This is a genomic window from Caballeronia sp. EK, from assembly GCF_014384845.1.
Lineage (GTDB): Bacteria > Pseudomonadota > Gammaproteobacteria > Burkholderiales > Burkholderiaceae > Caballeronia > Caballeronia jiangsuensis.
The window spans coordinates 438,004-457,938 of sequence record NZ_JACSUE010000004.1 but is presented as its reverse complement, the minus strand read 5'-3'; the positions used below and the strand labels follow the sequence as shown (position 1 = coordinate 457,938).

Here is a 19,935-nt window from a genome sequence, read left to right as displayed (position 1 = left end):
GTCAGAAGTCTTTGCAGAGGCGCAGCGAATCGTAGATCGCGCTGTGGATGTTGTGCATCGAGATGCAGTCGCCGACGCGGAACAACAGGAAGCGTCCGTTGCCGAGCTCTTCGCTCAACGACGGCTGCGGTTGCGATGCGAAGAGCGTGTGCACATCGATCTGCCCGCGATTGAGCGACTCGGGCTTGAGCTTCCAGTAGAGCGCGTCGTTCGGCGTGATGCCGTTCTCGATCACGACCTGATCCACCGCGCGCTCTTCCTGCTCTTCCGTGTACTCGTTGCGGATCACGGCGATCTTCTTGCCGTCTTCCTCGTACACCTTGTCGAGCCAGTAGTTCGGCGTGTGAATCACGCCTTGCGCATAGAGACGCCGATAGAAGATCGGGAACGTGGTGCCGCCGGTGTCGTCGGCGACCTTCACGTCCGGCGTGACGATCTCGACGTTATTGCCCTTCGACGCGATGAAGTCCGCGACGCCCGCGCCCGCATGCGTCGATACGCCGTCGTACACGAGCACGTTCTTGCCCGGCTCGACCTTGCCCGAAAGAATGTCCCACGAGCTGACCGCGAGGCCCTGCTCGACGCCCCACGCTGGCACCTGACTCGTGAACGACGAGCCGCCCGTCGCGAGCACGACGATGTCCGGCTTCTCGGCCATGATCATCTTGTCGTCGGCCGCGACACCGAGACGGCGATCGACGCCCAGACGCTTCGTCTCCATGTCGAACCAGCGCACGATGCCGGCCATCTGCTCACGCTGCGGCGCCTTGGCGGCGAGCATGATCTGGCCGCCGACGTAATCGTTCTTCTCGAACAGCACGACATCGTGGCCACGCGAACGCGCGACGCGCGCCGCTTCCAGACCCGCGGGCCCCGCGCCGACCACGACGACCTTGCGCTTCGGACCGCGCGTCTTTTCGATGACATGCGGCATCGTCTCTTCACGCGAGGTCGCCGCGTTCTGCACGCACAACACGTCGAGCCCGTTGTACTGACGGTCGATGCAATAGTTCGCGCCGACGCACTGCTTGATTTCATCTTCGCGGCCGTCGCGAATCTTGATGACCATGTGCGGATCGGCGATCTGCGCGCGCGTCATGCCGACGAGATCGACCATGCCGTTCGCGAGCAGACGCTCGGCCTGACCGGCATCGCGAATGCTTTGCGCATGCATGATCGGCAGCTTCACGACCGACTTGATGCCCGCCGCGAGATGGACGAACGGCTCGGGCGGCAATGCCATCGGCGGCATGCAGTTGGCGAGCGTGTTGTGCGTATCCGCGCCGGAGCCGATCACGCCGACGTAATCGATGAGGCCGCTTTCGGACATCGCCTGAGCGATCTCCTTCAGGTTCTCGTGCGAGAGGCCGTCTTCATGGAACTCGTCGCCGCACATGCGCAGGCCGACGCAGAAGTCCGCGCCCACTGCTTCACGCACGGCGTTCAGCACTTCCTTACCGAAGCGCAGACGGTTCTCGAGCGAGCCGCCCCATTCGTCCGTGCGGAAGTTCGTGCGCGGGCTCCAGAACTGATCGATCAGATGCTGGTGCGCGGCCGAGATTTCGATGCCGTCCATGCCCGCATCCTTCACGCGCTTCGCGGCCGCCGCGAAGTCCTGGATGATGCGCTTGATCTCTTCCACTTCGATGATCTTCGCGTTGCCGCGATGCACCGGCTCGCGCACGCCCGACGGCGACATCAGATGCGGCCAGTGCTCGCCGTGCCATGCGGAACGGCGGCCCATGTGCGTCGCCTGGATCATGATGAACGCGCCATGACGATGCATCGCTTCGGCGAGACGCGAGAGCGGATCGATGACCTTGTCGGTCGCGAGATTCACCGACTTCCACCAGCCTTGCGGGCTGTCGATCGAAACCGGACTCGAACCGCCGCACACGGCGAGGCCGACGCCGCCCTTCGCCTTCTCCTCGTAGTAACGGATATAGCGGTCGCCGGGCAGGCCGCCCGGTTCGGCATAGACCTCGGCGTGCGCGGTGCTGACGATGCGATTGCGCAGGGTCAGCTTGTTCAGCTGGAGAGGCTTGAAAAGGTTCGGGTAACGCATTGCGATCGACCTCGGAATGAATTTGCTTCGGTGCGTGGCGCTTACAGCGGCGACACTTCGAACACGCAGTGATCGTGTCCTTCGGCGGCGCATTGCGTCTCGATCGACTTCGAGCGCGGTCCTTTCTTCGCGCTGTCCGGCGCGGTGTCGTTGACCCAGTCCATCGCGCCGGCGAACCAGCCCGCGAACATGTAGCAGAGCTTGCCCTCTTTGCCCGGCTGCTGGAGCACGAACGACGAGTGACGCAGATGGATGCGCGCATGCGACGTCGCCGGATCGGCTTCGACGATATCGAACAGGCCCCAGCCGCGCTGCGACAGACGCTTCAGGTAATGCTCGAATACGGCCATGCCGCTGATACCGTGCTTTTCCGCTTCTTTATCGCACCAGTGATACGCCGACTTGTAGCCGGCCTTGTAGAGAATCTCGGCATACGCTTCGCGGCCGAGCGCTTCCTCGACGGCGACATGATTGTTCGTGAAGAAATGGCGCGGCACGTAGAGCATCGGCAGCGCGTCGGTGGTCCAGACGCCGGTTTGCGCATCGACGTCGATAGGCAGTTGAGGTTGCATCGCAGGGTTCCTTTGTATTTGTCGTGAGAGTGATCAGACGTTCCAGACTTCGCCGAAGAAGCGCATCCAGTTCTCGCCCATCACTTTCTTGATGCGGGACTCGCTCCAGCCCGCCTTTTCCATCGCGGCGGTGAGATTCGGGAATTCGCCGATCGTGCGGATGCCTTCCGGATTCACGACCTTGCCGAAGTTCGTCAGGCGGCGATAGCGGCCCTTGTCGTGCGTGATCCAGTCGAAGAACTCGGTGCTGTAGCCTTGCGTGAAATCGGTGCCGATGCCGACCTTGTCTTCGCCGATCACATCAATCGTGTACTCGATCGCTTCGAGATAATCCTCGACGGTCGCATCCGGGCCTTTCTTGAGGAACGGCGAGAACATCGTCACGCCGACGAAGCCGTTCGCATCGGCAATCTCTCTCAACTGCTCGTCGGTCTTGTTGCGCGGATGATCCTTGAGCCCCGACGGGCAGCAGTGCGAGTACGTGACGGGCTTCTTCGAGCAGGCGATCGCATCGGAAGAAGTCTTCGCGCCGACGTGCGAAAGATCCACCATGATGCCCACGCGATTCATCTCATGAATCACTTCCTTGCCATAACCCGACAAGCCGCCGTCCGGCTCATAGCAACCCGTGCCGACGAGGTTCTGCGTGTTGTAGCAAAGCTGAACCACGTTGACGCCGAGTTCCTTGAATACTTCGATATAACCAAGGTTGTCCTCGAACGCATACGAGTTCTGAAAGCCGAAGATGATGCCGGTCTTGTTCTCCTTCTTCGCGCGCAGGATGTCGTCGGTCGTGCGCACGAGCGTGAGAATCTCGCTGTACTCGCGGATCTGCTGCTTCATTTCCGCGATGTTGTCGATGGTCTTCTGAAAGTCTTCCCACACCGACACGGTGCAGTTCACGGCGGTGACGCCGCCCTTCCTCATATCCTCGAACACGGAGCGCTCGAACTTCGAAATGTTCAGTCCGTCGATGATGATGCTGTCGTTGTGGAGGGTGCTCATCTGGGTGTGCTCCGCGTTGCCGGGGTAGAGGGGGAAAGACGCAGGTCTGACGGGCTTTGCAGCGCCTGATCGATGCCTTCGTCGTTGCGTCTATTCTTGACTTTTGCCCTGCCGGTCAATTTATGAATTTAGACGTGTTCTTTACCTTTTCCGACATCGGCGTCTGTTTTCGACAAGTGGCGAATTGCGATTCGGTGTAGCGCATTTACGTAGGTGATTTGCTGCACTGCGTCGGAACGATCGTGCGCTATCGCAGTGCGCGGCTTGTGGCGCTTGGCCCCGCGCCGGTGCGCGCCCGCAGCGAAGCATGCGCTGCGCCATACATTGCTCAGGGTTTAGCCTGATGGCATGGTAGTTGCAATAACAACCAAAATTAAAAAAGTGGCGAAGCGCCGCACTGACGGCGCCAACAAATAGATTCCAAGGAATCAGTTCTCACATGTCCTCCGATCGCACGGCGTCGCTGTCACACTTCGCGTTCATGCCGCTTCCCAACTTCACGATGATCGCTTTCACCAATGCGATCGAAGTCCTGCGCATGGCGAACTATCTGACAGGGCAGCCGCTCTATCGATGGTCGATCGTGAGTCCGGAGGGCGGCCCCGTGACGGCGAGCAACGGACTCTCCGTCGATACCGGTCCGGTGGATTGCGTGGGACAGCCCGACATCGTGTTCGTGGTCGGCGGCATCGACGTGCAGCGCGCGACGACGCCCGCGCATCTTTCGGCCTTGCGCCGCTTTGCGCGCACGGGCAGCGTGCTCGGCTCGCTCTGCACCGGCACGTTTGCACTGGCGCGCGCGGGCTTGCTCGCCGGTTATGCGTGCGCGATCCACTGGGAGAACATGTCGGCGCTCAAGGAAGAGTTTCCCGACACGCGCTTTCTCAAGGAGCTGTTCGTGATCGATCGCGATCGCGTGACGTGCACGGGCGGCGTCGCGCCGCTCGACATGATGCTCAATCTGATCGCCGCGCGCGTCGGCACGGCGCGGGTCACGCAGATTGCCGAGCAGTTCATCGTCGAGCATGTGCGGGATACGAGCGCGCAGCAGCGCATGCCTTTGGTGGCGCGGCTGGGGTCGGCGAACAAGTCGCTCTTCGAAGTGATCTCGCTGATGGAGAACAATATCGAAGAGCCTTTATCGCGCGAAGAACTGGCGCGGCTCGCGAGGATGTCGCAACGGCAATTGCAGCGGCTATTTCGCGAGCATCTCGGCATGACGCCGACGCATTACTACCTGACATTGCGTTTGCGGCGCGCGCGTGAATTGCTGCTGCAGACCGACATGTCGATCATGCATATCACGATGGCGTGCGGCTTCCAGTCGGCGTGTCATTTTTCGAAAAGCTATCGCGATGCTTTCGGCACGGCGCCGACGCGCGAACGGCGCAAGCAATTGCCTTCGCTATCTGCCGTCCCTGCGATGGTGGCGTGAGCGCTCAGATCGACATGTGAAGGCGCGTTTCGCAGACTTCACAGCCGCCGACTCTTTCCGTCCGGAACACGCCGTCCAGTGCGAAGCCGAGCGCTTTATAAAAGCGCAGACCGTGCGCGTTTTCTTCCAGCGCCCAGAGCGTCATTTCCCGATAACCTTCGCTCGCTGCGGCGTTGATTGCTTCGTCGATCAACATCCGGCCCGCGCCTTTGCGCCAATGCGCCGGATCGATATAGACGGCTTCGATTTCGGCGTCCGTTTTGCCTTTGTCGTGGTCGCGCGATGGTCCCCATGCTATCCAGCCCAGCATCACGTCGTCGCGTTCGGCGAGCATCACGCGGGGCGTGCCGCGGGCGATAAGATCGGTCCATAGCGCTCGACGCTTTGCGACGGAAAGGGAATCGAGAAATTCGGCGGGAAAGATCGAACGGTAGGCGGCCTGCCAGGCCTTGACGTGGATGCGCGCGATCTCCGCAGCGTCGGCGGGGCGCGCGAGGCGGAAGGAAAGCGCTGTGCGGAGATAATCGGCCTTCATGCGTCAAGTATGACGCTGAATTTCTGTTCGTGGTTGCTTGGGTTTCGATGGAATCCTGTTTTCGTGTCGGTCTATTGGCTCTGCCCCTCCCCGGGGCGGGGGTCACTTTCTTTGCTGCTGCAAAGAAAGTAACCAAAGAAAGCAGCTTCTCACCGCCCGCAGTCACACGCAGTTTGGCCACGCTTGCCAGCCGCAAATGGCACTCGCCTAAGTGTCGCCCTCAGAGGCCCAATCGGGCTTGGCTCGCGCACGGTCTGACGCGCTAGAAGTTTTAGCGCGCTGGTTCAGCACAAAAGAGCTTCGGCACAGCGCTACGCGCTGCCGTTGGGTATGCGAGGGAAACCATCTATAAGAGAGGCATCAGCAAAGAAGCACGCTCAGACCCGATTGACCCATCGGCCGCGTAGCGGGCCGGAGCCATTTGGTGCTGAACCAGTGAAGCAAGCGGTACGAGGCGACAGATCGTGCGCGAGCCAAGCCCGGTAAGTCCTTCGAGGGCGACACTTAGGCGAGGGCCACCGCGGGCTGGCAAGCATGGCCAAACTGCGTGTGACCGCGGGCTTAAACGAGCTGCTTTCTTTGGTTACTTTCTTTGCAGCAGCAAAGAAAGTGACTGCCGCCCCGCACAGGGGCAGTGCTAATAGACCGACACGAATACGGGACACCCACAAAAAACCAAATCAATCGCCCGAAAACCCCAATTTACTCAGAAGCAACGGCCGCTCCAAACTCCACAAGCACCCAGCACCCAATCAAACCCGAAGGAAAACAACCCTCGTATGACTCAAACCGCATCGAACAAATCGCTCGCCGGCAAAACGGCTCTCGTCACCGGCTCGACGAGCGGCATCGGCCTCGCCATCGCCACGGCGCTCGCGCAAGCCGGCGCGAACCTCGTGCTCAACGGCTTCGGCGATATCGACGGCGCCCTGAAGCAAATCGAAGCGACCGGCGTGAAAGCCGTGCATCATCCGGCCGACATGACGAAGCCCGATGAAATCGAAGCGATGATCGCGTTCGCGAACGAAACCTTCGGCGCTGTCGATGTCCTCGTGAACAATGCCGGCATCCAGCATGTCGCGACCATCGACGAATTCCCGACCGACCGCTGGGACGCGATCATCGCCATCAATCTGAGCTCGGCGTTCCACACGATGCGCGTCGCGTTGCCGCAAATGCGCGCGCGCAACTGGGGCCGCGTGATCAACATCGCGTCGGTGCATGGGCTCGTCGGCTCGGCAGGCAAGTCCGCCTATGTCGCCGCCAAGCACGGCATTCTCGGGCTGACCAAAGTCGCCGCGCTCGAAAACGCCCGCACCGGCGTCACCGTCAACGCGATCTGCCCCGGCTTCGTGCTCACGCCGCTCGTGCAAAAGCAGATCGACGATCTCGCCGCCCGCGACTCGCTCACGCCCGATGCGGCCCGCGCGAAGCTGCTCGGCGACAAGCAGCCGTCCGCGCAGTTCGTGACCGCGCAGCAGATCGGCGAAATGACCGTGTTCCTCTGCTCCGACGCCGCAAGCGAGATGCGCGGCTCGGCGCTGCAAATCGATGGGGGATGGAGCGCGCAGTAAGCGGCGTACGCCTATCGGCGTCATTCCGCCGCACTTGAGCGTTTTACTCGGAATCCCCTAAAGAACGTGGGGCCTTTAGCCGTTATGTCCTTGTAATCAGACGCGCGCCGCCTCCCGAAGGCGGCGCGTGAATCGGAAGAAGCAAGGACATCATGCGCAATAACCAGCCCGTCACCCAGCAAGCGTTCGAATTTCCCGCCTCGGAGATGCTCGTCTCCGCCACCGATCTCTCCGGCAACATCCAGTACTGCAATCCGGCGTTCGTGTCGGTATCCGGCTTCTCGCGCGAGGAGCTGATCGGCCAGCCGCACAACATCATCCGTCATCCCGACATGCCGCGCGAAGCCTTCGCCGATCTGTGGGCGACCGTCCGCGCCGGCCGTTCGTGGACCGCGCTCGTCAAGAATCGCCGCAAGAACGGCGATCACTATTGGGTGCGCGCGAACGTCACGCCGGTGATGGAGCACGGCAAGGTCGTCGGTTATCTCTCCGTGCGCGTGAAGCCGACGCGCGAGGAAGTGCGCGACGCCACCGCGCTCTATGCGCAAATGAAAGCCGGCAACGCGTCGCACAGGCTCGTGCGGGGCGCGCTCGTGAAGCACGGCATCGCCGGCAAGCTCGCCGCGATCGCGAACATGCCCGTCAGCGCGCGTCTGGGCACCGCGTTCGCCGCCGTGCCCGTCGCCACGTCGATCGCGGCGCTGGCCGGCTGGCGCGGCGCGCCGCCACTGCCCTTCTGGATCGCGCTGGGCGTGGGTTCGGTGGCGAGCTTCGCGGGCTGGCTCGCGCTTTCGCGTCAGGTCGATGCCCCCGTGCGCACGATGTCCGGCTTCGCCGCGCGCATGGCAGCAGGCGATCTGACCGCCGACATGCCCGATGCGCGCCACGACGATCTCGGCGACGTGCAGCGCGCGCTCGGCCAGCTGAAGGCGAATCTCGCGGCGATCGTCTTCGATGTGCGCGGCCAGATCGGCGGCATGCTCGACGCGGCCAACGAGATTTCCAGCGGCAACACGGACCTGTCGCGCCGCACGGAAATGCAGGCGGCGTCGCTCGAACAGACCGCCGCGACGATGGATCAACTCACCACCACCGTGCAAGGCAACGCCGACGCCACCGTGCGCGCCCTGGAACTCGTCAAGGAAGCGCAGGCCGCGGCGGACGACGGCGGGCGCATCGCGAGCCAGGTCGAGCAGACGATGGCGGGCATCACGGCGGCCTCGCGGCGCATCGCGGACATCACCGATGTCATCGACGGCATCGCGTTCCAGACCAACATCCTCGCACTGAATGCGGCCGTCGAGGCGGCGCGCGCGGGCGAGGCGGGCCGCTCGTTCGCGGTCGTCGCGACCGAAGTGCGCAATCTGGCGCAGCGCTGCGCGGCATCGGCGAAGGAAATCGAAGGCGTGGTGGCGACGAGCGTCGCGCAGATCGAGGAAGGCACGAGCCTCGTCACACACACGACGAGCCAGATGCGCGCCATCGACGAAGCGGTCAACCGCGTATCGACGATCATCATGGAAGTGGCGAAGGCGAGCAGCGAGCAGGCCGAGGGCATCGCGCAGGTGAATCAGGCGGTCGCGCATCTCGACGACTCGACCCAGCAGAACGCCGCGCTCGTCGAACAGGCGGCGGCCACCGCGCAGCGCCTCGCGGAACGCGCCGTGGTGCTCGACGAAGCCGTGCGGCTCTTCACGGTCGCGAAAGCTTGAGATCGGGCAGCGTCGAAAAGCGCATCGCTTGGTACTATCGGGACATTGCCAACGAGGAGTGTGTCCGATGACCGCTGAGAACAATCGCGCGGAAGAAGCGCGAGCGATGGAACGTATCGTCAACGCGACGCGTCAGGTTCAGTCCGCTTTCCTGTCGCTGCAAAAGCACTTTCCGCCCGAAGGCGACGCCCGTCCGTCGCAGATGGCGCTGCAGACTTTCGATGCCGCGCTTCAGGAACTCGAAGACGCGCAAGCCGCCTTCGACACCATGCTCAACGATCTGTTCGACGGCAACCGCTAGGCGCGTCGTCACGGTCAGGCATTACGCAATTCCGGCACGTCCTCGCTCGGGCCGCTCAGCGCGGCCTCGCCGGTCGTGTCGCTGAGTCCTGCCCACGGCACGCCGTCGCCGGACTGGCGGCGGGCGGCCGCCACGCACGCCTCGACCAGCTCCCTGAACGACACCGCCGCCGAGCTCGTGCGCACGAGCACTTCGCCTTGCAGCGGGCTTTCGGGAAACACCAGCCCGACGATCAGCTCGGCCGATGACGCCCGCTGATGCAGGCGTCGCAGCAGGTTGCGCAGATACGGCGGCGACTCGGCCGCATCGAACGACACCACGCAAATGATCGTCACGCCCGCGAGATCGACTTCGCCAAAGCGTCCACGCGAGAAGCGCTCGTAGCCCGCCAGATCCGCGTACAGGCCGTGCTTGCGAAAAAGCTGCACGGCGATGGTCGCGGCGAGATCGTCGAGTTCGCTTCTCCCCGCGATGCACAGCACCGACGCCGTGTGGCCTTCCTTCTGCGCGTCGAAGCGCGCGGGCGGCGTTTCGTGCGCCACGTTCGGCGCGTCGTCGGGCGAATCGAGGCTCGCGGGCGGACCTTCCTTGCGCTCGACGGTCACGGCGATATCCTCGGCGTCTTCCAGTCCTTCGATGATGTCGAGCGCGGATTCGTTGATGCGCCTCAACTGTTCCGCCGTCACGACGCCGCGCAGCACGTCGTTGTGGGCGTAACGCAGGCCTTCCAGCGCGACTTCGTCGTAATACGCAATCAGCGAACGCTCCTTGAGCAGCGTCTCGGCCTGCACGAGCGCTTCGTCGGGATCGTTCGCGAGCAGGCGCTGATAGAAATTCTCGGCGGGCGTGAGCGCGGGCCGGTCGCCGAACAGCACGTCGAGAAACTCGAGGCGATCGACATGACGGCCCAGAATCACGAGGCACAAGGTGAGCGGCGTCGAGAGCACGAGGCCGATCGGCCCCCAGATCCAGCTCCAGAAGATCGCCGCGACGATCACGGCGAACGGCGAAAGCCCCGTGCTGTGTCCGTAAAGCAGCGGCTCGACGACCTGACCCGCGAGGATATCGGTGACGCCGAAGAGGATGACGGTCCACACGAGCATCGCCCAGCCCGGACCGACCGCCGCCGCGAACACGACCGCGACGATCGCCGCGATCCACGTCCCGACGTAGGGCACGAAGCGCAGCAGCGCGGTCATCACGCCGAACAGGAGCGCGCCCGGCACGCCGATGATCGCAAGCCCGATCGCGATGATGATGCCCACGCTTGCATTGATGCCGAGTTGCGCGAGGAAGTAGCGCGACAGACGCCGGGCGGCCTCGTCCATCGCGGTGGTGGCGCGATGCAGATCGCGCGAGCCGAAAAGCCGTATCAGGCGGTCGCGCAGATCTTCGCGCTGCAAAAGGATGAACACCGCGACGACCAGCACGATGCCCGTGGTTTCCAGCGGACTGATGATCGGCGACAGAAAGCGCTGCGCCAGTTCCAGCGGCGTCGGCGTGGGCTCGTGGACTTCGACGGGCATCGGCTGATCGATCGGCGATGAGGTCGGGTTGTCCTCCTTCTTCTGCTCCTGCTCGCGCGCCGCGGGCGAAAGCCGCTTCAACGCACGCGAAGCGCGGCCGAGAAACTCGTCGGCACGGCCCACCGTCACGCGCTGCACGGAATCGATCTTGCGCTCGACCGCGACCTGATACTTCGGCAGATCGCCCGCGAGCTGCGCGACCTGTGCGCCGATCAACGCGCCGACCGCCGTCAGCACGGACAGCGCGATCAACACCGCCACGATCACCGACGGCACCTGACCCAGGCGCAGGCGCCGCAGCAAATCGACGAAAGGCGCGAGCAGAAAGCTCAGCAGAATCGCGAGGATGATCGGAATCATCACCGCGCGGCCGAAGTACAGCGCGCAAATGATGATGACGCCCGTCACCAGCGACGCCAGCGCGCGCACGCCGGGCGCTTCGGGCGGCAGGATCTTCGCGGGTGGCCGGCGCGGCCCGGGTGCTTGCGGCATGGGGAATGGCTCGCTTTCTATAGGAAGTCCGGCGGCGCACGACTGTGCGGAGCAAGCAACGGTCAAGCAAGGCGCATGCCGTCGCGACAGCGCCTGTCGCCATTGAGGTGAGTCTATTCGGGAGCCGAATTCTACTGCAATCGGTTCAACGGTGAGGCGATACGGGAAAGAAGCGGGTCCGCGCCGTGCTCTATCGGCATGATCGAAACAATCAGTTGGATGCGCGAACCGCGCGCGTGCGACATTGGCTTTTCGCCGCCGCTCTTGGAAAAGGACATCATGGCAGTCGATTCACCCTGCATCAGCATCTGCAAGTTCGACGAGAAGACCGGTCTCTGTATCGGGTGTCTGCGCACGAAGGACGAATGCAGGCAATGGAAGAAGATGAAGGACAAGCATCGCGCGCGCATCATCGACGAAAGGCCCAGGCGCCGGGCCAAGCTCAAGAAGCACCGGAAGTAGGCATCGCGAAAGAACAAAGGCTGGACTGGTCGGCGAAAGGGTGATGGCGCGTTTCGTCCCGCGCGCGGACTACACTGAATGGGACTTTGCAGGGAGTCGACCATGAAAGTGACTTGTGCCGCATTCGTTTTCGCATCCGCCTTTGCCGCCACATCGGCGTTCGCGCAGTTGCATCCGAGCGTCGAAACCGACATGAACGCGCCGCAGAACAGCACGAAGCTCATGCCGAACGCGCCGCTCGGCAGTCAATATCCGACGCACGGCAACGCGCAGGCGGGCGAGCTCAATCTCAATCCGAGCGATCCGCGCGCGCAGCTCGTCAACGGTCTCCCGAACAACGCCAACAGCGGCGGCTACGGCTCACCGCTCGCGGGCAACAAGGCGAACGTGCCGCGCGGCGAATAGATACCGCGTGAGCGAAGCAAAGAAGCTCGCGATCACCATTCTCGTTTCGAGAATGGTGATTTGAATTCCGCCGCTATTCTCCTTCTCACGGCAAAAACCGATACTTGATTCACAGGACGGGACTTCTCCCGGCCGCCAACCGAATCAGGGAATCTGCCGTGAAGATCTACTACCATCCGCTGTCCGGGCATGCGCATCGCGCGCGTCTCTTTCTGAATGTGCTCGGAATCGATCACGAAGCAGAATTCGTCGATCTCGCGGCTGCCGCGCACAAGACGCCCGAGTACCTCAAGCTGAATCGCTTCGGCCAGATTCCCGTGCTCATCGACGGCGATGCCGTCATCGCCGATTCGAACGCGATCCTCGTCTATCTCGCGAAGAAGGCCGGCGCCACGAAATGGCTGCCCGACAGCCCCGCGCAAGCCGCCGCCGTGCAGCGCTGGCTCTCGGTCGCGGCCGGTCAGATCGCGTTCGGGCCCGGCGCTGCTCGTCTCATCACCGTGTTCGGCGCGAAATTCAACGCGGAGGAAGTCATCGCCCGCGCGCACGGCGTGCTCAAGGTGATCGATGCGGAACTGGCGCAGCGCGAGTGGATCGCGGATACCGGCGCCGCGCATCCGACCATCGCGGATATCGCGCTCTACAGCTATATCTCGAGCGCCCCCGAAGGCAACGTCGATATCTCCGGCTACGCGAACGTGAACGCGTGGCTCGCGCGCGTCGAAGCGCTGCCCGGCTTCGTGCCGTTCCAAAAGACAGCCGCGGGTCTCGCGGCGTAAAGTAAGCGCGGCGGCTTCCGCCGCCGCGCCTGAATCGAAGAGGCATACGATCATGTCCGCTTCCGCGCTCGCCAATGTTCCAAGAGTCGCCACGCCCTCGCCGTGGCATCCCGGCGAAATCGCCATCCAGAAGGCTTTCGGCGTCGATGAGCGCATGGACAGCGTCGGGCGGCGCGTCGTGCGCGATCACATGCCGGATCAGCATCGCCAGTTCTTCGCGCAGTTGCCGTTCATCGTGGCGGGCGCGGTCGATGAACACGGCGATCCGTGGGCGACGCTGCTCGCCGGGCGTCCCGGCTTCATGCGCACGCCCGATTCGAAAACCCTGTCGATGAGCCGCGCGCGCGATCCGCTCGATCCCGCCGACGCCGGCATGAACGACGGCGCGTCGATCGGCCTGCTCGGCATCGAGATGCACACGCGCCGCCGCAACCGCATGAACGGCGTGATTCGTCGCGATGGCGCGAACGTCGCATTCGACGTGGCCGTCGAGCAGAGCTACGGCAATTGCCCGCAATACATCCAGTTGCGCGATTTCGAATTCGTGCGCGATCCGGCCGTGTCTTCGTCGGTGCAGCCGGTCATGCTCGACGCGCTTTCGCCGCGCGCAAAGGCGATGATAACGGGCGCGGACACGTTCTTCGTCGCGTCGTATTTCGATCGCGAGGACGGGCATCGGCAAGTGGACGTGTCGCATCGCGGCGGCAAGCCGGGCTTCGTGCGCCTCGCGGACGACGGCACGCTCACCATTCCGGATTTCGCGGGCAATCTCTTCTTCAACACGCTCGGCAATATCCTCGTGAACGGCCGCGCGGGACTCGTGTTCGCGGACTTCGATACCGGCGACGTCCTGCAACTCGCCGGCGACGCCGAAGTGCTGCTCGATTCCCGGGAAACCGCCGCGTTCCAGGGCGCGGAACGGCTGTGGCGCTTTACGCCGTGCCGCATCGCGTATCGCGCGGGCGCGCTGCCATTGCGATGGAAGGCGCGCAGCGAAGGCGCGTCGCCCAATTCGCTGATGACCGGCGACTGGGATCAGGTGGCCGAGCGCCTCAAGGCGGCCGCGCTCGCGAACATATGGCGGACGTTCCGCGTGAGCAAGATCGTCGATGAAAGTGACGCGATCCGCTCCTTCCATCTCGAACCGGCCGATGGCGCGGGCATCGTCCCTCACAAGGCCGGCCAGCATCTGCCGATCCGCGTCACGCTGCCGGGCGATGCGAAACCGGTGATTCGCACGTACACGCTGTCGGTCGCGCCATCGGACGGGCTGTATCGCATCAGCGTGAAGCGCGACGGGCGCGTATCGGCGCATCTGCATGACACGTTGAGAGTGGGCGACGTGATCGAAGCGCGCGCGCCCGCCGGCGACTTCACGATCGATGCGCTGGAGCGTCGCCCGGCCGTGCTGATGGCGGCAGGCGTCGGCATCACGCCGATGCTCGCGATGCTCCGGCACGTGGTCTATGAAGGCCTGAGAAAGCGCCGCGTTCGTCCCGTGTGGATGATCGTGTCGTCGCATTCGCTCGCGAGCCGCGCGTTCGCGCAGGAAATCGATGCGCTCGAGCAAAGCGCGGGCGGCGCGGTGAACGTGATCCGCGTGCTGAGCGACACGAACGGCGCGCGACTCGGGCGCGATTACGATGCATCGGGGCGCATCGACATCGATCTGCTGACGAGCCGCCTGCCCTTCAACGACTACGACTTCTATTTGTGCGGACCGGGCACGTTCATGCAGTCGATCTACGACGGCCTGCGCGCGCTCAACGTCTCCGACGGACGCATTCACGCGGAAGCGTTCGGTCCGTCGGCGCTGAAGCGCACGGCCGATCGGGGCGCCGACGTGAAGCCGATGCGCCCCGCCGCGACCGAGCCGGTGAAGATCGAATTCCTGAAGTCGGGCATGAGCGCGCAATGGAAACCCGGCAGCGGCACCTTGCTCGAACTCGCGGAAGCGAGCGGTCTTTCGCCGGAGTTCAACTGCCGGGGCGGCACGTGCGGCACGTGCCGGACGCGCATCGCGCAGGGGACGGTGTCGTATGAAAGCGAGCCGGCTTTTCATGTCGGCGATGACGAAGCGCTGATCTGTTGCGCAGTGCCCGCCGCGGACGGCGGCGGCAAGCTGGAACTCGATCTTTGATTCCTGCGTAAAGCGGTCGTGGATTGTGCCCCGCGCATATATCCCCGAGAATGCACGGCATCCTTCATGCTTGCATGCCTCGGACTCTCCCATGGACCGTTTACAGGCAATGACGACCTTCGTCACGGTGGTCGAAACCGGTGGCTTCGCATCGGCGGCGCGCAAGCTCGATGTCTCGCCGTCGGTCGTGAGCCGCGTCGTGACGGAGCTCGAAGAGCATCTCGGCGTGCGCCTGCTCACGCGAACGACGCGCGTCGTGCGTCTTACCGACGCCGGCAGCGGCTATTTCGAGGACTGCCGGCGCATTCTCGGCGAGATCGATACCGCCGAGCTTTCCGCGACGGGCACGCATTCGTCGCCGCGCGGCCTGCTCTCGATCACCGCGCCGGTGATGTTCGGCCGGCTGCACGTCACGCCGGTCGTGCTCGACTATCTGCGCCGTTATCCCGAAGCCGACGCGAGCTGCTGGTTCGTCGACCGCGTGGTGAATCTCGTCGATGAGGGCATCGACGTGGCGGTGCGCATCGCGCAATTGCCGGATTCCTCGCTGCAGGCGATCAACGTCGGACGCGTGCGGCGCGTGCTGTGCGCGTCGCCCGCCTATCTCGAAGCGCACGGCACGCCGCGTCATCCCGACGATCTCGCGGAGCATGTGATCATCGCGTCGACGGGCTCGTCGTCGTCGCCGGAATGGCGCCTTCAGGACGGCGAGCGGCAGTTTCTCGTGCGCGCTCATCCGCGAATCTCGACGACCACCAACGACTCCGCGATTGCCGCCGCGCTCGCGGACTTCGGCATCGCGCGGCTCATGTCGTATCAGGTCGCGCAGGACGTCAGCGAAGGGCGTCTCGTGATCGTGCTGCCCGAATTCGAACCGCCGCCCTTGCCTATCCATCTCGTGCATCGCGAAGGACGCCATGTCACGCAGAAGGTGCGCGCGTTCCTCGATCTCGCCGTGTCGACGCTGCGCGCGGACGACTCGTTGCGCTGAAGCGCGCTAAACATACGCGCCGCGAGTGACATTTCGTCCATCGTCCGGCGAATCGAACGGGCGTTAGCACGACTGCCGTGCAAAGTAGCGGCAAAACATGCAACATAGCTGTCTCGAACGATCGCACCGATCGGCGCGCTTTCGGCTTTTCTGAACCTTTACCGGCTCACGCACCATGACGAATCCAACTGCTCCCTCGAATGAACGCCCGCTCGACATGATCATCTTCGGCGGCGGCGGAGACCTGGCGGCGCGCAAGCTGCTGCCCGCGCTTTATATGGCGCACATGCACTGCAACCTGCCCGCCGACACGCGCATTCTCGCGATCGGCCGCAAGGACTGGGCGCGCGAGGATTACCTCAAGAATTTCATGGAAGAACAGGCGCGTCCGTTCATCGACGCGAAAGCGTTCGACGCGCAGTCGTGGGACAAATTTCTCGCGCTCTTCGACTACGTGCGCGTCGACGTCGAGAACCCCGGCGACTTCCAGCGTCTCGCGCAGGCCGTGCGTCCCGGCTCGCAGCGCGTGCTTTATCTGTCGACGTCGCCGGAGCTTTTCGTGACCATCTGCGAGAACCTCGACAACGCCGGCATTCTCGACGACCACGCGCGCGTCGTGCTGGAAAAGCCGCTCGGCCACGATCTCGCCTCCGCGCGCGCGATCAACGACGCCGTCGGCAAGCATTTCAAGGAAGAGCAGATCTATCGCATCGACCATTACCTCGGCAAGGAAACCGTGCAGAACCTGATGGTGCTGCGCTTCGGCAATGCGATCTTCGGGCCGCTGTGGCAGGCGCCGTACATCAAGAGCGTGCAGATCACGGTGTCGGAGACGGTCGGCGTGGGTAGCCGCGCGGGCTTCTACGATCACACCGGCGCGTTGCGCGACATGGTGCAGAACCACCTGCTGCAACTGCTGTGCATCGTCGCGATGGAGCCGCCGGTATCCCTCGATCCGGACGCCGTGCGCGACGAAAAGCTGAAGGTACTGAAATCGCTGCGGCCGATGACCGTCGCCGATACCGCCCGCGACACCGTGCGCGGTCAGTACACGGCGGGCGCGGTGGGCGGCGAGGCGGTGAAGGGTTATCTCGAAGAACAGAACGTGCCCCCTGACAGCCGCGCGGAAACGTTCGTCGCCGTGCGCGCGCATATCAACAACTGGCGCTGGGCGAATGTGCCGTTCTTCCTGCGCACCGGTAAGCGCATGCAGAATCGCCGCTCGGAGATCGTCATCGATTTCGCGGATCTGCCGTTCTCGATCATCCCGGATGGTCCGCGTCACTACGGCAACCGGCTGACGATCACGTTGCAGCCGGAAGAGTCGATCCAGTTGCAGATGATGGCGAAGGAGCCGGGCAGCGGCATGCACATGCAGCCGGTCACGCTCAATCTCGATCTGCAGCAGGCCATGACGCAACGCCGCGCCGAGGCCTACGAGCGCCTGTTGATCGACGTGATTCGCGGCAGGCTCACGCACTTCATGCGTCGCGATGAACTGGAAGCGGCGTGGACGTGGGTCGAGCCGATTCTCAACGGCTGGAAGGAGCTGGGCGACCGGCCGCGCGGATACACGGCGGGGACGTTCGGACCGGCGGCGTCGAGTGCGTTGATGGCGCGGGAGAATCAGGCCTGGGCGGAAGAGGCTTGAGTCATCGCGCGATGCGGTGACGTTCGTTCACCGCATCGCGACGTGCGATGTGCGTCTCGCGGCCCACGCCGCGCCTAACGCCATCACGCCCGACAACACCACGATCCCGCCTAGAATTCCCACGAGCCGCATCAGCGCCGGCATCGGGTCCGACGACCAGTGATGGTCCTGCACGAACACCATGATGAACGCGATGCTGAACTGCCGCCCGACATAGCTCGCGCCTTGCGTGCCCGTCTGCACGTGACAGCCGATCCACACGCCCGCGCACAGCGCCGCCATGCAGGCGAACGCGTTATCGCCCAGTAACGGCAGGAGCGCGAGACTCACCGCACCCGCCAGCAGGCAGCCGATGAAGCGCTGGATCATGCGCTCGGCGATCGGCTTGTGCGTCGGCTTGCCGAGCGCCGATGCGGGCAGAATCAGCACGGCGACCGCCGTCACCATCGCCTGCGCGAAGCCGGACAGGTTCCATGTGTACGCGAGCGACGCCAGGATCATCACCGACCACGCGCTCTGCCACGCGAGGCGCTTGCGCATCGCGAGCGCGATCTGCTCGGCGCGCGCGATGTGCGTCGCATCGAGCGCCTGCACGGCCTGCGCCGCATCGGAGGGAATCACGGTGACGGCCTGCGCGTTGACGCCATCGACGCGATCGACCGTGGATGCCGCCTGCGCGCGCGGCACCGGCGGCGCGCCCCGCGACTTGCGATAGTGCTGCACGCCCGCATGAAAGAGCGCCGACACGGCCACGCACGCGACCGTTCCGACCACCACTTCCGCGACCCGCAACAGCGCGAACGACGCCGTCGCCGCCGCGGAGACGAGCCGATGCGCCTCGAACGTCACCATCAACGCCGTCACCGCGCCCAGCACCCACGCGTAGCCCGCATCCGACACGAGCGCGCGATACACCGACACGCCCACGATCACGCCGAGGAACGGCACGAAGATCCACGGCACGTCGCCGATCATCGCGCCAGCCACCGCGCCGATGATCGCGCCCGCGACCGTGCCGACCACGCGCTGCACGCCGCGCTGCGCGCACGCGGAGAACTTCGACTGCATCACCGCGAAGCCGCTGATCGCCGCCCACCAGATGTTGCTCAGGTGGAACGCATAGGCGAGCGCCACGGCGAGCCCGACGGACAGCATCGCCTGCGTGGCGAAGAGCGCGCGGGCAGGCGTCGGTCTGATCGCAATGAGTTCGCGCCCGAGCGCGGCAAATGCATCGCCGACGATGTGGACGAACGCGCCCACGGCCGCGGCGCTTTCGGGCGGGATCGTGCGGGCGCTGCGGGAGGAATCGTCGGTCGGCATCGTTCTGGTGATATCGGGCGTCTGTTTGAGCGTAGCCGCCGATCGTCCAGATGCAAAGCCGAACCGCACGAGATGCGGCAAATCCGCTACACGAGCTGCGAAAGTGCGAACAGCGCGATGAGGTTGTAGAACGCATGAACGGTCGTCACGACCCAGAATGGCGAGCCGCGCTTTTCCTGCTCGATGAGCACGGGCGTCGGCAGTCGCGTCAGAAACGCGAACGCCGATTCAGCCGAAAGCGCCGACGCCCGCGCAAGCCGGTTCATGCATCACACACGCGAAGTCAGCAGGCGAATGCCCGCCGCGCCGAACACGAGCGCGAGGCACGCATCGAGGCCGCGCTGGATGCGCGTGTAGATGCGCCGCGCGGAGGCCATCGAGAAGAGCGCGGCATAGCCGCCGAACACGCACGCGCCGATGCACAGACAGCCCGCGACGACCACGAGCATATGTCCCGGCCCTTCCCCCGCCGACGAGCCGAGCGCCGCCACCGACATCCATACGAGAATCGCCTTCGGGTTGGTGAGATGCAAGAGCGCGCCGCGCGCGTAGAGCCTGCGCACGCTTTGCCCCTGCGCATCCGCCGATGAAGTCCGCACCGGAGGCTTCAGCGCCGCGCGCCCCGATTTGAACGCGAGCCACAGCAGATATAAGCCGCCGCAAATCTTCACGCCGATGAGAAAGCCCGAGTACGCGGTCAGCGCGGCGGAGAGGCCGAGCGCCGCGAGCATCGCCCAGAAGAACGAGCCGGACATCACGCCCGCCGCGAATGCGAACGCCGCGCGCCGGCCCGACGTGCTGGCAATCGACATGATCGCGAGATTGCTCGGCCCGGGACTCGCCGTGCCGACGAAATAAGCCGAGTAGGCAAGGAGCAGATTGGCGCTGAGCAAGGCGTGGCCGTTCATGGCGTTGGCGTCTCCGATTCGATTTATCGACATTCTGAGGGGAGAAACGCGCCCTCGTCCAT

The 19,935-nt window shown here is 64.2% G+C and carries 18 protein-coding genes; 10 read left to right on the top strand and 8 right to left on the bottom strand.

The window, feature by feature from the left end:
• Position 1: 1 nt before the first annotated feature.
• From IAG25_RS14430 to IAG25_RS14420, 3 genes are read right to left on the bottom strand one after another with little or no spacing between them, the layout of a single operon-like run.
• The gene (locus tag IAG25_RS14430) at positions 2 to 2,065 is read right to left on the bottom strand and encodes an NADH:flavin oxidoreductase (protein ID WP_187605443.1); all 2,064 of its coding nucleotides are present in this window, start codon (positions 2,063 to 2,065) and stop codon (positions 2 to 4) included.
• Between the two features lie 41 nt (positions 2,066 to 2,106).
• On the bottom strand, positions 2,107 to 2,637 hold the full coding sequence (locus IAG25_RS14425; RefSeq protein WP_035502857.1) for a DUF5943 domain-containing protein: 531 nt from the start codon (positions 2,635 to 2,637) through the stop codon (positions 2,107 to 2,109).
• 33 nt (positions 2,638 to 2,670) lie between these two features.
• Positions 2,671 to 3,642, bottom strand: coding sequence for a dipeptidase (locus IAG25_RS14420; protein ID WP_035502855.1), 972 nt, complete (start codon positions 3,640 to 3,642; stop codon positions 2,671 to 2,673).
• Positions 3,643 to 4,081: 439 nt separating this feature from the next.
• Here IAG25_RS14420 and IAG25_RS14415 point away from each other — a divergent pair, with 439 nt between their 5' ends.
• Positions 4,082 to 5,077 carry a GlxA family transcriptional regulator gene (locus IAG25_RS14415; RefSeq protein ID WP_187605442.1) on the top strand — a complete coding sequence of 332 codons (996 nt, stop codon included), beginning with the start codon at positions 4,082 to 4,084 and terminating at the stop codon, positions 5,075 to 5,077.
• A 4-nt stretch (positions 5,078 to 5,081) separates the two neighbouring features.
• On the opposite strand, the gene IAG25_RS14410 is transcribed toward IAG25_RS14415, so the two are convergent.
• On the bottom strand, positions 5,082 to 5,612 hold the full coding sequence (locus IAG25_RS14410) for a GNAT family N-acetyltransferase (protein WP_187605441.1): 531 nt from the start codon (positions 5,610 to 5,612) through the stop codon (positions 5,082 to 5,084).
• A 779-nt stretch (positions 5,613 to 6,391) separates the two neighbouring features.
• On the opposite strand from IAG25_RS14410, the gene IAG25_RS14405 reads away from it, so the two are divergent.
• The 3 genes from IAG25_RS14405 (at position 6,392) to IAG25_RS14395 (ending at position 9,199) form a co-directional block, all read left to right on the top strand.
• Positions 6,392 to 7,186, top strand: a complete 795-nt coding sequence (locus IAG25_RS14405; protein WP_187605440.1) for a 3-hydroxybutyrate dehydrogenase — start codon at positions 6,392 to 6,394, stop codon at positions 7,184 to 7,186.
• A 152-nt stretch (positions 7,187 to 7,338) separates the two neighbouring features.
• Positions 7,339 to 8,898, top strand: coding sequence for a methyl-accepting chemotaxis protein (locus IAG25_RS14400; protein ID WP_187605439.1), 1,560 nt, complete (start codon positions 7,339 to 7,341; stop codon positions 8,896 to 8,898).
• Between the two features lie 67 nt (positions 8,899 to 8,965).
• Complete coding sequence (locus tag IAG25_RS14395; protein ID WP_035502848.1) at positions 8,966 to 9,199, top strand: hypothetical protein; 234 nt, start codon at positions 8,966 to 8,968, stop codon at positions 9,197 to 9,199.
• 14 nt (positions 9,200 to 9,213) lie between these two features.
• Here IAG25_RS14395 and IAG25_RS14390 read toward each other — a convergent pair whose 3' ends face one another.
• A complete protein-coding gene (locus tag IAG25_RS14390; RefSeq protein WP_187605438.1) occupies positions 9,214 to 11,217 on the bottom strand; it encodes an AI-2E family transporter in 2,004 nt (667 codons plus the stop codon).
• Between the two features lie 279 nt (positions 11,218 to 11,496).
• Between IAG25_RS14390 and IAG25_RS14385 the strand changes: the two genes are divergently transcribed.
• The 6 genes from IAG25_RS14385 to zwf all read left to right on the top strand — a co-directional run bounded on the left by IAG25_RS14385 (position 11,497) and on the right by zwf (position 17,645).
• Positions 11,497 to 11,679 carry a DUF1289 domain-containing protein gene (locus tag IAG25_RS14385; RefSeq protein WP_187605437.1) on the top strand — a complete coding sequence of 61 codons (183 nt, stop codon included), beginning with the start codon at positions 11,497 to 11,499 and terminating at the stop codon, positions 11,677 to 11,679.
• 102 nt (positions 11,680 to 11,781) lie between these two features.
• The gene (locus tag IAG25_RS14380; protein WP_187605436.1) at positions 11,782 to 12,084 is read left to right on the top strand and encodes a hypothetical protein; all 303 of its coding nucleotides are present in this window, start codon (positions 11,782 to 11,784) and stop codon (positions 12,082 to 12,084) included.
• Positions 12,085 to 12,242: 158 nt separating this feature from the next.
• Positions 12,243 to 12,863: a glutathione S-transferase family protein gene (locus tag IAG25_RS14375; protein ID WP_187605435.1), complete on the top strand. Its 621-nt coding sequence runs from the start codon at positions 12,243 to 12,245 to the stop codon at positions 12,861 to 12,863.
• 52 nt (positions 12,864 to 12,915) lie between these two features.
• Positions 12,916 to 15,003, top strand: a complete 2,088-nt coding sequence (locus tag IAG25_RS14370) for a 2Fe-2S iron-sulfur cluster-binding protein (protein ID WP_187605434.1) — start codon at positions 12,916 to 12,918, stop codon at positions 15,001 to 15,003.
• Between the two features lie 91 nt (positions 15,004 to 15,094).
• Complete coding sequence (locus IAG25_RS14365; RefSeq protein ID WP_187605433.1) at positions 15,095 to 15,994, top strand: LysR family transcriptional regulator; 900 nt, start codon at positions 15,095 to 15,097, stop codon at positions 15,992 to 15,994.
• 175 nt (positions 15,995 to 16,169) lie between these two features.
• Entirely contained in the window at positions 16,170 to 17,645 is a 1,476-nt protein-coding gene (gene zwf / locus IAG25_RS14360; protein ID WP_035502837.1) for a glucose-6-phosphate dehydrogenase, read from the top strand.
• Positions 17,646 to 17,672: 27 nt separating this feature from the next.
• Here zwf and IAG25_RS14355 read toward each other — a convergent pair whose 3' ends face one another.
• From IAG25_RS14355 to IAG25_RS14345, 3 genes are all read right to left on the bottom strand, one after another.
• Positions 17,673 to 18,965 carry an FUSC family protein gene (locus tag IAG25_RS14355; protein WP_187605432.1) on the bottom strand — a complete coding sequence of 431 codons (1,293 nt, stop codon included), beginning with the start codon at positions 18,963 to 18,965 and terminating at the stop codon, positions 17,673 to 17,675.
• An 86-nt stretch (positions 18,966 to 19,051) separates the two neighbouring features.
• Positions 19,052 to 19,231: a hypothetical protein gene (locus tag IAG25_RS14350; RefSeq protein ID WP_187605431.1), complete on the bottom strand. Its 180-nt coding sequence runs from the start codon at positions 19,229 to 19,231 to the stop codon at positions 19,052 to 19,054.
• Positions 19,232 to 19,234: 3 nt separating this feature from the next.
• Positions 19,235 to 19,873, bottom strand: coding sequence for a LysE family translocator (locus IAG25_RS14345; protein WP_187605430.1), 639 nt, complete (start codon positions 19,871 to 19,873; stop codon positions 19,235 to 19,237).
• Positions 19,874 to 19,935 lie beyond the last annotated feature (62 nt).